13 protein-coding genes are annotated in these 14,660 nt (G+C 59.6%); 6 read left to right on the forward strand and 7 right to left on the reverse strand.

The window, feature by feature from the left end; translation table 11 throughout:
• Positions 1 to 44 precede the first annotated feature (44 nt).
• From IB213_RS13090 to IB213_RS13110, 5 genes are all read left to right on the forward strand, one after another.
• On the forward strand, positions 45 to 2,204 hold the full coding sequence (locus IB213_RS13090; protein WP_192406997.1) for a TonB-dependent siderophore receptor: 2,160 nt from the start codon (positions 45 to 47) through the stop codon (positions 2,202 to 2,204).
• A 118-nt stretch (positions 2,205 to 2,322) separates the two neighbouring features.
• The gene (locus tag IB213_RS13095; RefSeq protein WP_225561098.1) at positions 2,323 to 3,324 is read left to right on the forward strand and encodes an ABC transporter substrate-binding protein; all 1,002 of its coding nucleotides are present in this window, start codon (positions 2,323 to 2,325) and stop codon (positions 3,322 to 3,324) included.
• Positions 3,321 to 4,406 (forward strand): iron ABC transporter permease, encoded by a 1,086-nt coding sequence (locus tag IB213_RS13100; protein WP_192406999.1) that lies wholly within the window; start codon positions 3,321 to 3,323, stop codon positions 4,404 to 4,406. The genes IB213_RS13095 and IB213_RS13100 overlap by 4 nt, the downstream gene beginning before the upstream one ends.
• Positions 4,403 to 5,197 (forward strand): ABC transporter ATP-binding protein, encoded by a 795-nt coding sequence (locus IB213_RS13105; RefSeq protein ID WP_192407000.1) that lies wholly within the window; start codon positions 4,403 to 4,405, stop codon positions 5,195 to 5,197. Before IB213_RS13100 ends, IB213_RS13105 begins: the two co-directional genes overlap by 4 nt.
• Entirely contained in the window at positions 5,194 to 6,039 is an 846-nt protein-coding gene (locus IB213_RS13110; protein ID WP_192407001.1) for a (2Fe-2S) ferredoxin domain-containing protein, read from the forward strand. Before IB213_RS13105 ends, IB213_RS13110 begins: the two co-directional genes overlap by 4 nt.
• A gap of 132 nt (positions 6,040 to 6,171) precedes the next feature.
• On the opposite strand, the gene fabF is transcribed toward IB213_RS13110, so the two are convergent.
• Positions 6,172 to 7,437 (reverse strand): beta-ketoacyl-ACP synthase II, encoded by a 1,266-nt coding sequence (gene fabF / locus IB213_RS13115; RefSeq protein ID WP_192407002.1) that lies wholly within the window; start codon positions 7,435 to 7,437, stop codon positions 6,172 to 6,174.
• 103 nt (positions 7,438 to 7,540) lie between these two features.
• Between fabF and IB213_RS13120 the strand changes: the two genes are divergently transcribed.
• Positions 7,541 to 8,161: a TetR/AcrR family transcriptional regulator gene (locus tag IB213_RS13120; RefSeq protein WP_192407003.1), complete on the forward strand. Its 621-nt coding sequence runs from the start codon at positions 7,541 to 7,543 to the stop codon at positions 8,159 to 8,161.
• 117 nt (positions 8,162 to 8,278) lie between these two features.
• Here the strand turns inward: IB213_RS13120 and IB213_RS13125 are convergent, their stop codons facing one another.
• From IB213_RS13125 to IB213_RS13150, 6 genes are all read right to left on the reverse strand, one after another.
• A complete protein-coding gene (locus IB213_RS13125) occupies positions 8,279 to 8,944 on the reverse strand; it encodes a methionine ABC transporter permease (RefSeq protein ID WP_191721531.1) in 666 nt (221 codons plus the stop codon).
• 3 nt (positions 8,945 to 8,947) lie between these two features.
• Complete coding sequence (locus IB213_RS13130) at positions 8,948 to 9,994, reverse strand: methionine ABC transporter ATP-binding protein (protein WP_191721781.1); 1,047 nt, start codon at positions 9,992 to 9,994, stop codon at positions 8,948 to 8,950.
• 326 nt (positions 9,995 to 10,320) lie between these two features.
• Complete coding sequence (locus IB213_RS13135) at positions 10,321 to 10,908, reverse strand: hypothetical protein (RefSeq protein WP_192407004.1); 588 nt, start codon at positions 10,906 to 10,908, stop codon at positions 10,321 to 10,323.
• 60 nt (positions 10,909 to 10,968) lie between these two features.
• The gene (locus tag IB213_RS13140) at positions 10,969 to 12,072 is read right to left on the reverse strand and encodes an alkene reductase (protein WP_192407005.1); all 1,104 of its coding nucleotides are present in this window, start codon (positions 12,070 to 12,072) and stop codon (positions 10,969 to 10,971) included.
• Between the two features lie 181 nt (positions 12,073 to 12,253).
• Positions 12,254 to 13,270, reverse strand: coding sequence for an ion transporter (locus IB213_RS13145; RefSeq protein WP_192407006.1), 1,017 nt, complete (start codon positions 13,268 to 13,270; stop codon positions 12,254 to 12,256).
• Positions 13,271 to 13,479: 209 nt separating this feature from the next.
• The gene (locus tag IB213_RS13150) at positions 13,480 to 14,601 is read right to left on the reverse strand and encodes an HPP family protein (RefSeq protein ID WP_192407007.1); all 1,122 of its coding nucleotides are present in this window, start codon (positions 14,599 to 14,601) and stop codon (positions 13,480 to 13,482) included.
• Positions 14,602 to 14,660: the final 59 nt, after the last annotated feature.

Below are 14,660 nucleotides of genomic sequence, written 5' to 3' on the forward strand. Positions count from 1 at the left end.
GATCTCATCAGCAGCAGGCAGGCGGTCAGCATTCTCTGATCACCATGAATCATTTCAAATTGCCTGCCGTTCTGATCGGCTTGGTGCCCGCCTCTATGGCTATCGCTGCTGAGCCTGCTGCTGTGCATATCGGCATTGAGCAGACGCAGGAGGCCATACCTTCCAGCACTTATGCACTGCCTGTACTGCCAACAGTTGAGGTCCTGGGCAATGTCGGCCTGGGCCTGTCGCAAGCCAGCACCTCCGGCAGCCGCACTGGCATTGCCACGCGCGACTTGCCAGCCAGCCTGGACTATGTGGACGAACAAACCTGGCAAGAGCGTGGCGACAGCCGCATGGCCGACATCATTGGCCGCACCGTAGGCATGACGCCGCTGTCGCCTACCAGTTACAGCAGCCTGAACTTTAGCGCACGGGGCTTTACAGGCACCAATTCGGTTGGAATTGCCGAAGATGGCGTAAAGCTGGGTGTGGCCTCCAGCACCACGCCCTACCCCAGTGATAGCTGGGGTTACGAGCGCGTCGAAGTGCTGCGCGGCCCAGCGTCTATTTTGTACGGCAGCGGCACCGTGGGAGCAACAGCCAACGTGGTACGCAAGCAGCCCACGCGCGAGCTGATGCGTGAAGTGATGGTGGGTGCTGGCTCGTACGACACAGGCCGTTTAGGCCTGGGCATGAGTGGCCCTCTGGGCGAAACGCTGAGCTACCGCATGGACGTGTACGGCCACACCAGCAGCGGCGAGCATGCAATGAGCCAATCCCACGGTAGCAAGTTCATGAGCACCTTGCGCTGGCAACCCAGCGGCGTACTACGCGCAGAGTTGCTGGTTGACAGCAGCGACCAAAAACCGGCCCGCTACTTTGGTACACCTACTCTCAATGGCCGCATCGTGAAGAGCCTGCTGGGCCGCAACTTCAACACGCAAGACAGTGCCATCAGCATCAAGGATCAACGTGTGCGGGCGCGCGTGGAGTACCAGCTCAACGACCAGCTGACCGTGCGCAATGAGCTCTACCACTTCAAGGCAGACCGCTACTGGCGCAATATTGAGGCGTACAGCTACCGGCCAGCAACTCAGCAGATTAAGCTTGCAGACTATTTGGAACTGTCGCACGACCTGGATCAAACCGGCAACCGGCTGGAAGCTGTCGTCAACGCCGGTACGCACAAGCTGGTGCTGGGATGGGAGGTGAGCAAAGCCAAGTTCCGCTTTGCCCGCAATGATTACGCCGGTAGCGACACCATCGGGGTCAATGATCCAAGATGGAGTCACTGGCCCAATACTTCGCCGCTGTTGCCCAACTTCCGTACAGAGGCCACTACGCATGACTTTTATGTCGAAGATGCCTGGTCACTGTCTGAACGCTGGCTGCTGCTGGGTGGCATCCGCCAGGGCGTGACTGATATGTCGCGCTACCCGGTATCTGGCGTGGGTGCTTTTGACACACGTTTGCACGGTACAGCTTGGCGCTTGGGTAGCACCTACGCACTGAACGCACACACAAACCTTTACGGCCAGTTCACGCAAGGGCATGACCCCGTCGGCAACATCCTGACGCTCAACACCACCAACAAACACTACAAACTGACAACCGCCCGCCAGGTGGAAGTGGGCCTGAAGCAGCAGTCTGCAAATGGACATAGCGAATGGACCGTCGCGGCCTACCGCATCGAGAAAAATGACATCGTCACGACCGACCAGCAAACGAAGCTGCAAACACAAGGTGGCAAGCAATACTCGCAAGGGCTGGAGTTGACTGCCGCGCTGCGCTTGACCCCACACTGGCGTATTGACGGCAACCTCGCGCTCGTAGATGCCCAATATGACGAGCTGATCAAAAGCGGCCAGGACCTCAGCGGCAAAACCCCCTCCAATGTGGCACGCCAAACTGCCAATCTTTGGGTGCACTACAACACCGTCAATGCCATGGGCTACTGGCAGGCATCACTGGGTGCGCGCGCTGTAAGTACACGCTTTGCGGACGATGCCAACACGTCCCGAAGCCCCGGCTATACCGTATGGGATGCTGCTTTGAGCTGGAACCCCAGCGCCCGCACTACCTACCGCCTGACGGTACGCAATCTGACCGATAAGCTTTACACCTACTCAGCAGTCTCTTCCGCAGTCTCTAACAGCGGTGCGGGGCAGGCTTATCCCGGCGAAGGCCGTCGCTTTGATGTGACTGCAGAGTTCGCGTTCTAATCTGCAAATTTTATAAAAATAAGAGCTATCAGCGCTTGTATTTAAACGATTTCACATATAAAACTATATGAAAACCGCAGTATTCATGCGCAAACAGCTCTTATTTTTAATATCCTCTTTGCTGACCAGCGCAGTGCTGGTGGGCTGCTCTAAAGAACCGGTGGCCACAGCCTCCCATGCTGCGTCATCCAAGCCAGACATGGCGCAAGCGGCTGCACCGCCGCGCGGCCCCATTACCGTGCCCGTGTGCGATCAGCCCACCACCTATGACCGCGTACCGCAGCGCGCTGTGGTCCACGGCATCAATCTCATTGAAACATTTCTGTACCTGGGCTTAGCTGATCGTCTGGTCGGTTACGGTGGCTTGCGAGACATCCACCGCCTGCCACCCGCCATGCAAACGCAGCTGACACAGGTACCCGATCTGTCGAACCAGAACATGAATCTGGAAACCTTGTTGAACGCACAGCCAGATTTTGTTTTCAGCGGCTGGTCTTACGGTTTCCGCCAAGGGCAGATCACGCCCAACGGCCTCAAAGAGCTGGGCATTGCCAGCTATGTACTGACTGAATCGTGCATTCGCCAAGTGGCGCGTGAACGTGTCTCGCTGGAAGACACTTTTGCAGACCTGCTCACGCTGGGCCGTATTTTTGATATCGAAGCACTGGCCCAGAAACTGGTGGATGGCCAGCGCGCCCAGTTGAAAAGCATCACCGGCGCACTCCAGCATGTGACGCACAAGCCCAAGGTGTTTGTGTTTGACAGCGGCACCGACATTCCCGTCACCACGGGCCCCTATGCCATGCCACATGCCATGATCGAAGCAGCGGGGGCCAGCAACATTTTTGCCGACCTGAACAGCAGCTGGATGCGAGGCAACTGGGAAGACGTGATTGCGCGCAACCCGGACTGGATTGTCATCGTGGACAACGACCAGCCCACACCCGACGGCAAGCGCCAGTTTTTGCTCAGCAAGCCTGAACTGGCAGATGTCACCGCCATACGCGAGCAAAATTTTGTACTGATGGATTTCTCTGAAGCCACGCCCGGCCCACGCAACGTGGAGGCAACGCGCAGGCTGGCCCACGCGCTGCACCCCCAGCTAGTCACCCTGCCATGAAGACATCCACCACCGTGGCCTTTGCGCTGCAACGTCGCCAGCTGACGCTATGGCTGGCAGCCCTGCTGGCTGTGTTGCTGGTGTCGCTCACACTGGCCATCACGCTGGGGCCCGTGCGCATTGCGCCACAGCAAGCCTGGTTGATTTCTGCACATGAGATCGGCACCCGGCTGGGCATGGATCTGCAGCCCGGCAACTGGAGCACGGCGCAATTTCAAATTGTCTGGCGCGTGCGCATGCCGCGCGTACTGCTGGCGGCGCTTGCTGGCGCAGGGCTGGCGCTGGTGGGTGTGGCGATGCAGGCCATGGTGCGCAATCCGCTGGCCGACCCGTATTTGCTGGGTGTGTCGTCGGGCGCATCGGTGGGTGCGGTCAGTGTGCTTGCCTTTGGTGCATTGGCTTTTGCGGGTGAACTGGCCTTACCGCTGGGCGCTTTTGGCGGCGCATTGATCGCCTGCGTGAGCGTGTATTTGCTGGCCTACGCCAATGGGCGCTTGCAGGCATCGCGCCTGATCCTGGGCGGCGTTGCCATTGCGTATTGTCTGGGCGGCGTCACCAGCCTCATCGTTCTGACTGCCGATCAGCGTGAGCTGGCCAACTCGGTACTGACCTGGACGCTGGGCAGCCTGGCCGGCACCCGCTGGGATGAGCTGGGTCTGCCTGCTGCGCTGCTGGTGGTGGGCGCCGCTTTGCTGCTGACGCAGGCACGTGCGCTCAACGCCCTGCTGTCGGGCGAAGAAAGCGCCGCCACGCTGGGCGTGGATACCACGCGCACACGGCGCTGGCTGTTTGTACTGGTCTCGCTGGTCACCGGCGTGCTGGTGGCGTTGACCGGTCCGATTGGTTTTGTGGGCCTGATCGTGCCCCATGTCACCCGCATGCTGGTGGGGGCCGAGCACCGGCGCGTGCTGCCTGTGGCTGCACTGGTAGGGGCGATTTTTCTGATCTGGGTGGATGTGGTTTCACGCATTGCATTTGCACCGGCAGAAGTGCCAGTCGGCGTCATCACCTCGTTGCTCGGTGGCCCTTTCTTTGTCTGGATGCTGTGCCGCAAGAACGCACGTGAAAGATTGTCTGTATGAGCGGCCCATCACACAGCGCGCATCTGCAGGCCCGGAACCTGAGCTGGCAAGCCGCTGCAGCTCGCATCGTGCACGATGTCAGCCTGCATGTGACGCCAGGTGAGCTGGTTGGCCTGCTGGGCCCTAATGGCAGCGGAAAGTCCACGCTGTTGCGCATGATCTACCGCATCTTGAAACCGGCCAGCGGCAGCGTGCAAGTCAACGAGCGCAATGTCTGGCACACCAGTGCACGCGAGAATGCCCGCGCCATGGCTGTACTGGCACAGGAAAACGCCAGCGAGTTTGAGCTGCGCGTGCGCGATGTGGTGCTGATGGGTCGCACCCCCCACCAGTCCCCGTTCGCACGGGATGGTGAAGAAGACTTTCGCATCGTTGCACAGGCGCTGCAGCGGGTGGATGCGCAGGCTTTATCAGAGCGCATGTTCTCCACCCTTTCCGGCGGTGAAAAGCAGCGTGTACTCATGGCCCGCGCCCTGGCACAGCAAGCGCCGTTACTGATTTTGGACGAGCCCACCAACCATCTTGATGTGCGACACCAGTTCGAGCTGATGAACCTGATCCGAAGCCTGGGCATGACAGCGCTGGCTGCACTGCACGAGCTGCCCCTGGCCGCACATTACTGTGACCGGCTGTACCTGCTCAAGGATGGCGCTGTAGTCGCTCAAGGCACGCCGGCACAGGTGCTGACGCCCGAGATCATTGCCGATGTGTATGGCGTGCGTGCGCTGGTGCGTACCAGCCCGCGCAGTGGCAAGCCCTTGATTGAATTTCTGCCGGATAACTTGCTATGACCTGCACCCCCTTGCCCCCCAGTACCAGTGCCGCGGCGGGCTGCAGAGCATCACTGGCCATCGTTCTTCTCAGCCGGGGTGCTGGCTACGCCAGCGGTGAGAGCGAGCTGACTGTACTGGCCCAGCACTTGCATGCCACGCTGGTGGCACGGGGGCTGCCACTCTTGTCGGTGCAGCCCGCGTTTGTGGACCGTTTTCAGCCCGCGCTGCCCCAAGCACTGGACCTGTGTGCCGCGGCGCAAACCATCGTCATCTTGCCGGTGATGGTGCCTGACGAGCCATCGCTGCGCCGCTGGCTGCACAAATTGATCATGCGCTGGCGTGCTGACCGTATTGACCGTACTGATAGCGGCCCACACAGCCAACGCTTGATCTTTGCCGCCCCCCTGGTGCAGACACCGCAGCTGGCCGATGTACTGGCCGCAACGGTGCAGGGTGCGTTAGCGCAACCCCCTGCACACGATGTGCCTGCCGTAGTGGGTGAGGACGACTGGGAGCACGACCCCAAGGGCTGGTCGATAGTGCCCGAGCATCAGCACCATGTGCTGTGGTGCACAGGCCCGCGCTGTACCGCCAAGGGTGCCGTGCAGCTGTGGCCACATTTGGCCCGCACAGTGCGCGAGAACCCGGGCCTGAAGAAAAAGGTCATGCTGCTGCAAACCAGCTGCCAGTACCCCTGCAACCATGGCCCCTTGATGATTGTTTACCCCGGTGGCCAGTGGTACGGCCCCATGGACTCAAGCAATATTGAACCGGTGCTGACCCAGCATGTACTGCACGAGCAAGTCAGTGAAGATTTATGCATCCAGGGGTCGCACACCTTGGCTCGCCAGAGTTCTTAGTGCCGCTCAGGCCATCTGCGTGGCTGCACAAGGCATGGGCAGACAAACCACCGCCTCCATGGAGTGGAATGCGGATTCAACGCAGCGGCAGTGTCGCGTCAAATAACCGCAAGGCCAGCCCAGTGCTCAAGCTCAATAACGCTTGAGTATCAGCGAGGCATTCACCCCGCCAAAGCCAAAACCGTTGAGCATGGCGTGCTCAATTTTCTGCGCTCTGGCACCACCTGTGACCAGATCAAGGCCCGCAGCCAATGGGTCCGGATTTTCAAGATTGAGCACAGGCGGTACCAGCTGATCGCGCAAGGCCAGCGCTGTAAAAATGGCCGCTGCGCCACCTGCAGCACCCAGCATGTGGCCTAACGCTGATTTGGTCGCCGTGATGGATGGCCCGTGGCCGGCACCAAACACTCGGCCAATAGCGGCCAGCTCCCCGCGGTCGCCCACGGGGGTCGAGGTGGCGTGTGCGTTCAAATGCTGCACCTGTGAAGGCTGCAGCTGCGCCTGTCGCAGGGCCATCTGCATGGACCGTGCGGCCCCTGATCCGTCCTCAGGGCCTGACGTGACATGGTGCGCATCAGCCGATGTGCCATAGCCAATCACCTCCGCCAGCGGGGTTGCACCCCTGCGCAGCGCATGATCGAGCGACTCCAGCACCAAAAGCCCTGCCCCTTCAGCCATCACAAAACCATCGCGAGCCAGATCAAAGGGCCGAGACGCTTGGGCGGGATGGTCGTTGAAATGGGTTGACAGTGCTTTGGCTGCCGCAAAACTGCCCAGGGCCACGCGATCGATCGTGGCCTCGCTGCCGCCGCACAAGGCAATGTCGGCTTCATCGTTACGGATCAGACGTGCCGCATCGCCTATGGCCTGAATGCTGGCGGCACATGCCGTCACAGGTGCGCCCAGCGGACCCTTGAATTGATGCCGTATGGACACCTGCCCTGCTGCCAGATTGGCCAGAAATGCGGGAACCGTGAACGGTGACAGGCGCTGAGGGCCCTTGGCATCGGTGGTACGAACCGCCTCTGCAATCGTGCTAAAGCCCCCGACACCCGAGCCAATGACAGTGGCCGAGCGCTCTTGCTGCTGCGCTGTCTGAGGGCTCCATTGCGCTTGCGCGATGGCCTGGTCTGCAGCGCCTAGCGCAAATGCAATGAAACGATCCATGCGCCGCAGCTCTTTGGCTGCAATGACTGCCTCAGGATTCCACCCAGCCTCAGCGTCTTCATCCAGTCCGGGCACACGCCCCGCAACGGCAACACCCGTGCCTGCGCCCAGTAAAGGATCCAGGGTACGCACACCCGACTGGCCTGCCAGCAGCCGCTTCCATGCCAGCTCCACATTGCAGCCCAAAGGAGATACCAGCCCCATGCCCGTAATGACAACACGCCTGTTCATACTGCGCCTTTCGCCTGTCTTGCCAGGCACGTCTCGTGTGCCCGGTCTTATTGATGATGGCAATCATCATAAATGAGTTTAGATGATGGTTATCATCTAACTTATGAAAGTGAGCAAAACACAGGCCGCAGAGAACCGCGCAGGCATCGTGGATGCAGCGGCTCGCCTCTACCGTGAAAAAGGACTGGATGGCGTGGGCGTCGCCGAGATCACACGCGATGCCGGGTTAACGCACGGTGGTTTGTACCGGCACTTCGAATCCAAAGACGCGCTGGCACGCGAGGCGTGTTTGCGCGCTTTTGAATGGACGATCACACCACTGGATGCTCTGGAGCACACGGGCTGTGCCACTGCAGACACAGACACCCCTGCAGACATCACCACGGCAGACCACTTCCGGGCTCTGGTTCATGGTTATCTTTCAACCAGCCACCGCGATCAACCCGGCCAAGGCTGCCCGGCAGCCGCCTTGGCCACGGATGCAGCGCGTGCCGGCCCCGCAATGTCTGAAGTGTTTGCCCAGGGGGTAGAGCGCAATATTCAGCGGTTTATGCGTGTCATAGAAGGCGACAACACGGAAAGACGCGCGCAGACCATCTCCACACTGAGCAGCATGGTGGGGGCCTTGGTGCTCGCCCGTGCAACGGCGGCAGGCAACCCCGAGCTGTCAGAAGAAATACTGCAGACGCTGCGCGAGCAGCTTGCACCCGGCTCGCAGGATTGAGCGGATGCTGCGAAGTGTTCGCGCAGAACCTGACGAACTTTCACCCGCACCAGGCGCCCATTAAAAAAGCCCCGCAGGCTTAAAACCTGCGGGGCTTTTTGGGGCTTGAAGCACCAGTTATTTGTGACTGATACGGCGCACAATCCAGTCGCCAAAGCTTTGAATGGCCTGCACAAAGAAGATCAGAATGACCACCACCGCCAGCATGATGTCCGGCAGGAAGCGCTGATAGCCGTAACGGATACCCAAGTCACCCAGGCCACCGCCGCCAATGGCACCAGCCATGGCCGAGTAGCCCGTCAAGCTGACAAAGCTGATGGTCAGGCCAGCCACGATGCCGGGCATGGCTTCAGGCAGCAGCACCTTCCAGACAATTTGTCCGGTGGTTGCGCCCATGGACTGTGCAGCTTCTACCAAGCCGTTGTCTACTTCCCGCAGCGAGGTTTCCACCAGACGCGCAATGAACGGCGCGGAGGCAATGGTCAAAGGCACTACGGCGGCCCAGGTGCCGATCGAAGAGCCCGTAATCAGGCGTGTGAACGGAATAATGGCCACCAGCAAGATGATGAAAGGCGTGGAGCGCACGGCATTCACCACCCAGCCCACCGAGTTGTTCAGCGGTGCGTTCTCCAGCACGCCGCCCTTGTCGGTCAGGCGCAGAAAGACGCCCAGCGGAATACCAATAATGCCGCCAAGCAGGCCGGAGATACCGACCATGATCAGCGTCTCCCAGAACGAGTCGATGAACAACTCGATCATCATTTCGGAAAAATTCTCGAACATCGCTTAGCCCTTCACTTGCACCACTTGCACCACTACGCCGCTGTTTCGCAGGTGCGTAATGGCCGCTTCAATCTTGGCTGCCTCACCACTGGCGTACACCGCCAAAGAGCCAAAGGTTTGATCCTGAATCTCATCGATCTGGCCGTGCAGGATGGATAAATCCAGCCCCAGCTCACGAATCAGGTGCGACAAAATGGGCTCGTACGCGCTCTCGCCTGCATAAGACAGGCGCAGCAACTGGCCGCTTTGGCCTTCTGGCAACTTGGCTGCCAGGGTGCGCACACGCTTGCTCACGCTTTCGGGCAGCTCTTGCGGCACGATTTCGTCAATCAGGCTCTTGGTAATGGCTTGCTGGGGCTGCGTAAAGACGTCAATGACAGCGCCAAGCTCGGCGATTTCACCCGCATCAATCACGGCCACGCGGTCAGCAATCTGCTTGATGACCTGCATCTGGTGCGTAATCAAGACCACCGTCACGCCCAGCTCGCGGTTGACCTTGCGCAGCAAGTCTAGGATGGAGCGGGTGGTTTCAGGGTCCAGCGCGGAGGTGGCTTCGTCCGACAGCAGCACCTTGGGGTTGGAGGCCAGCGCGCGAGCAATACCTACGCGCTGTTTTTGGCCGCCCGAGATTTGCGCGGGGTAGCGGTCTGACAGGTGCGACAGCCCCACCAGATCCAGCAGCGGATCAATGCGTTCCTTGATCTGTGCCTTGGTCATGCCCGCCAGCTCCAGCGGCAGCGCAGCGTTGTCATATACGGTGCGCGACGACAGAAGGTTGAAGTGCTGGAACACCATGCCAATTTCATGGCGTGCCGCGCGCAATTGCGCATCGTTCATGGTCATGAGATCACGACCATCAACCAGCATCTGGCCCGATGTGGGGCGGTTGAGCAAATTAATGCAACGCACCAGCGAGCTTTTGCCCGCGCCGGAGCGACCAATGATGCCGAAGATTTCGCCCTGCTCAATATGCAAATTGATGTGCTTGAGCGCTTCGACAGGCCCCTTGGAGCCTTGGTAAGTCAGGGACAGATCCCGAATGTCGATCATGTATTGAGCCACAGCACGCTGCGCCACCCGGCGCCAGTTACGTGCTTTCAAAAATTGGGATGTTGGAATGTAACGCGTCGGTATAAAAACACCAAAGAAGCAATGCTTAAGTAATAAGATGCATTGGTTATATCGACGAGCCTAAGGCTAACCCACGATGATGCCTGAAATAGCGCCAGGCTCGCTTCACCACGGGCTAAAACCATGTCGAATACACGTGGCGCTCTGCCCCATTACTCTATAAAAATGAGCGCCTAACGCTTAATGGCTCTAGCTTTCAATGCCCTAGAGCATTGAAACGTAGAGCCAGAAAGCCTTAGTAGCTCTTATTTTGCGTAATTAGGCTCATAGGGCTTGTCACCAAAGATGCCTGACAGCCCGGTGCTGATTTCCTTGTCCGTGCCCTTATAGGCTTCATAGACAAAACGCTTGAATGCGTCTGCCGCAGGGCTGGAACGCTCGCCGGTGTACATGTTTTCTTCGAGCACGCCGCCATCGGTGGTCACACGCACCCATGCACCCTTGCCAAGGGCCACACGCTCGAGCGTGTCCATGGGAACGGCAAATGCCGTCACGCCCGGCAATGCAGATGCCACGCTCGCCTTGGAGCGCACGCGCAATGGTGCATGCGGGCGAACGTTGAACTCAATCGCCTCTACCTTGGCTTTGCCGCCCCAGGTGCCCACCAGCAAGATGGCGCGATTGGGGGCTTCGCTGCTCCAGTGCACGCCCAGTGTCGGGCACTGCGCTGTACGGCCACAATCAATCAGTTGCGGGGCAAACTCCACGGTTTTCACGCGTGCAACCTTGTCTTCTTTGACTTGGACAACGGCGTCTTTTACGCCATTTTTCCCCGAGCTGGCACAACCTGCCAGAGCCACTGCACCCACCACTGCCCACAGCCACTGCTTCATGCGAATTCCCTCACCAATCATTCAAAGCGCCTATGTTGCCATGAATGCCCGGGGCTGCCTTCAAGCTTGCGCAAACGGATAGTCAGTCAACCCTTTGGCAGCGCCACCAAAGAAGGTGCTGGGATCGGGCTGATTGAGCGGCAAATCATGCTGCAGGCGGCGCGGCAAATCAGGGTTGGCAATGTAGGGGCGGCCAAAACCAATCAGATCTGCCCAGCCCGCTTGCAGTGCGGCCTCGGCCTTTTCCCTGGTGTACTTGCCGGCATAAATCAGCGTACCGCCGTAGACCATGCGCAGCGCCTCCTTGAACGCCAGCGGCATCTGCGGGGCATCTTCCCAATCTACTTCCGCAATATGGATGTAGGCCACGCCCAAGTCATCCAGCAGTTTGGCTGCGGCAAGGTAGGTGGCTTGCGGGGTATCGTCCACAGCGCCATTGAGCGTGGTCAGCGGTGCCAGACGCACACCAACACGCTCTTTGCCCAGCACGGCAATCACGGCCTGCGTCACCTCCTTCAAGAAACGCAGGCGCTTGGACAAGGTGCCGCCATAGCCGTCAGTGCGGTGATTGGCCTGCGAGTCGATGAACTGATTGATCAGGTAGCCATTGGCCGCATGCAGCTCAACACCATCAAAGCCCGCCTCCAGCGCATTGCGCGCAGCCTGTGCGTACTGAGCCACGATGGCGGGGATTTCATCCTCACGCAGCGCACGCGGCATGCTGTGCTGCACCATGCCGCCCACGCCGCCTTCAGGCCCTTTGCCTTCGGGGTCCACAAACACTTTCACGCCCTGCGCCTGCAATGCAGAAGATGACACGGGCTGCACGCCACCCGGCTGCAAAGCTACATGCGACACGCGGCCCACATGCCACAGCTGCGCAAAAATGCGCCCGCCCTTGGCGTGTACGGCATCGGTGACTTTCTTCCAGCCCGCGATTTGCGCGGCGCTGTAGATGCCGGGCGTCCACGCATAGCCCTGGCCCTCAGGGCTGATTTGCGTACCCTCGCTGACGATCAGCCCGGCCGTTGCGCGCTGGGCGTAGTACTCGGCCATCAAATCGGTAGGCACATCGCCTTTTGCGGCGCGCGAGCGCGTCATGGGCGGCAATACCACGCGATGAGGCAGTTGCAGGTGACCCAGCTGGTAGGTACTAAAAAGCATTTTTTTACTCCGGATACCGCGCTATCACAGCGCATCAGCTATGACAGATGGGCTGAAAATTATTTAAAACAAGAGCTGCCTGCACTCTGTTCGCAGCACTTTGCAATGCATTCGTACTTCAAATGACGTAACCAAATGAGGTAACCATGCGCGCAAGCCACTATCAAAATCAATAACGCATTCAGGCAGTTTCTGCCTCTGTGGCTGATGCCTGGTCTTGGCGGGATGGGGCCGGCGCGGCTGCTCCCGCTGGCTGCGCAGCCGTGGCCGGGGCCGTGGGCGTGGCCCCCGCGCGCGCAGCGCCGGGCAGTTGCAGCCGAGAGCCGCAGCGACGGCAATAGCGCGAATCATCTTCATGCCGGGCCAGGCCACACACTTCGCAGTCCACCCCTTTGAGTCGGGCCTTGGTGCCTGCGCTGCGTGACAGCTCAGCCCCGACAATGCCGGTTGGCACGGCCAACACGCCCCAGCCCAGCAACATCATGATGGACGCAAAAATGCGGCCAATGGCAGTGGACGGCGTCACATCGCCATAGCCCACCGTGGTCACCGTCGAGATGGCCCAGTAAATACCCAGTGGCACGCTGGTAAAGCCATGCTCTGGGCCTTCGATGACGTACATCAGCGTGCCCATGACAAACACAATCAGCGCCACCACGCTCAAGAACACAAAGATTTTGCGCGCACTGGCCTTGAGCGCCTGACCCAGCATCAGGTATTCATCCAGGAAATTGCGCAACACCGGGAACACATGAAACGTGCGCACCAAACGCAGCGCCCGCACGGCCACCAGAAAATGCGCCTCGGGAAAGAAGATACCCAGATACGTGGGCACAATGGCCAGCAAATCCACCAGCCCATAAAAACTCAGCGCATACCGCAGTGGATGGCGCACAGAGATCAGGCGCAGCGCATACTCCACAGTAAAGCCCAGCGTAAACACCCACTCCAGCGCGCGCAGCAGGTAGTACAGGCGCCAGTCTTGTGCAATCGATGGAATGCTGTGCGCAATCACTACGCACAGGCTCAAGATAATGGTCAGTGTCAGCCGCCGCTCAAAGCGCTTGCCCATCTCGGTGTTGCTCTCAAACACCGTGCGATAAATGCTCTGGCGCCAGCGTGCCACCGGCACCCCCAGGCGTTCAGATGAGGGATAGTTGTCGCGAAAAAATTCTGGAATCGAAGCGAAAAGGCGCATAGAGAAAAGAGAGTGGGTACGCAGGCATTGCGTTCCCTGAAAAGGCGTACGCATCCAAAAACAAAAACCATCGAACGCAGCAGCGCTGGACGGTTTTGTGGGCAGACCGATTGTAGGTAATCGCTCTAGCACCTGTGCCTGAGTGATGCTTCTGGCCAGATTCGGGGCGATGCGGGCTGACGCGCGCTGATGCAGAGGTTGACTGAGGGTCAGTGCAGCAGCAAGCGCATGACATCGGTACGCGTAATCAGCCCAGCCAGTTTGCCTGCCTGCAGCACTGCCACAAAAGGCACAGCATGGTGTGTCAGCGTTTCCAGCAACTGAGACACAGGCGTGCTGGCATCCACATGCATGGGCGCGTCGTGCATTAAATCTGCGGCACATGCGGTGTCATGAACGGGTTTTTTGCCCCACAAACGCCACACCCGCTGACGCCTGCGCTCGTGAACATTGGTGCGCTGTGCCAATGCCCAGTCCAGCAAGGCGGCCCGCGCCACTACGCCCAGCAAACGGCCCTGCGCATCCACCACTGGAAGGCTTTTGATCGGATGCTGCTGAAACTTCAGCGCCACGGAGGCCAGTGAATCGTGCGGGCCGCACGTCCACAAGGCAGACGACATCACCTGCCCGCAAGACACACTGCCAAATCGCCGCGCAATCGCTTGCTCTTCGGCTGCCAGCACCAGTTGCCCCAGCTCTTGTGCCGTCAAGTTATTGCCTTGGTCAAACCGCGCCAGCAAGGCCTGCAGATCCGCAGTGGACAAATCCATGGCCGGCAAGTGCTGGGCTGTTGATGCGCGCACAGGTGCCTGCGGCTGTAGCGGGTACGTTTTGCCCCACAGTCGGTGGTAGAGCATGGCCACCAGCACAAGGCACAACGTCATGGCACCTATGGGCCACAGAGCGTACGCCCAGTCATGCACGACACCGGCCTGTGCCTCTAACGCCCACAACAGCGCCACGGCCCCACCCGGCGGGTGCAGAGATCGCGTCAGCTGCATGAGCACGATGGAGCCCCCCACAGCGACAGCAGGCCCCCATTGCAGCGGAATGCAGCTGACCACCAGACACGCCCACAGCGCCGAGACAGTGTTACCTGCCACGCAGGACCAAGGCTGTGCCAGCGGGCTGGTATGCACTGCAAAAAGCAAAACAGCACTGGCCCCCAAAGGGGCAAACAAGCTCAGGCCCATGGCAAACCCCAGTTGCCGGCCCTCAAAGACCAGCAACATGGCCAAGGCCAGACCCAGCGTAGCGCCCAGCCCTACACGAAAGACATCAAGGCGCGCCGCAGGGGCAACAGCGGGCTTCCAGGCATTTTTAATATTCATCTAATAACAAAAAAAACCCCGTCACGGCAGACGGGGTTGCTCAAGTGCCAACGCAGTGG

This window comes from Comamonas sp. CMM02 (genome assembly GCF_014851485.1).
GTDB classification, from domain to species: domain Bacteria; phylum Pseudomonadota; class Gammaproteobacteria; order Burkholderiales; family Burkholderiaceae_C; genus Comamonas; species Comamonas avium.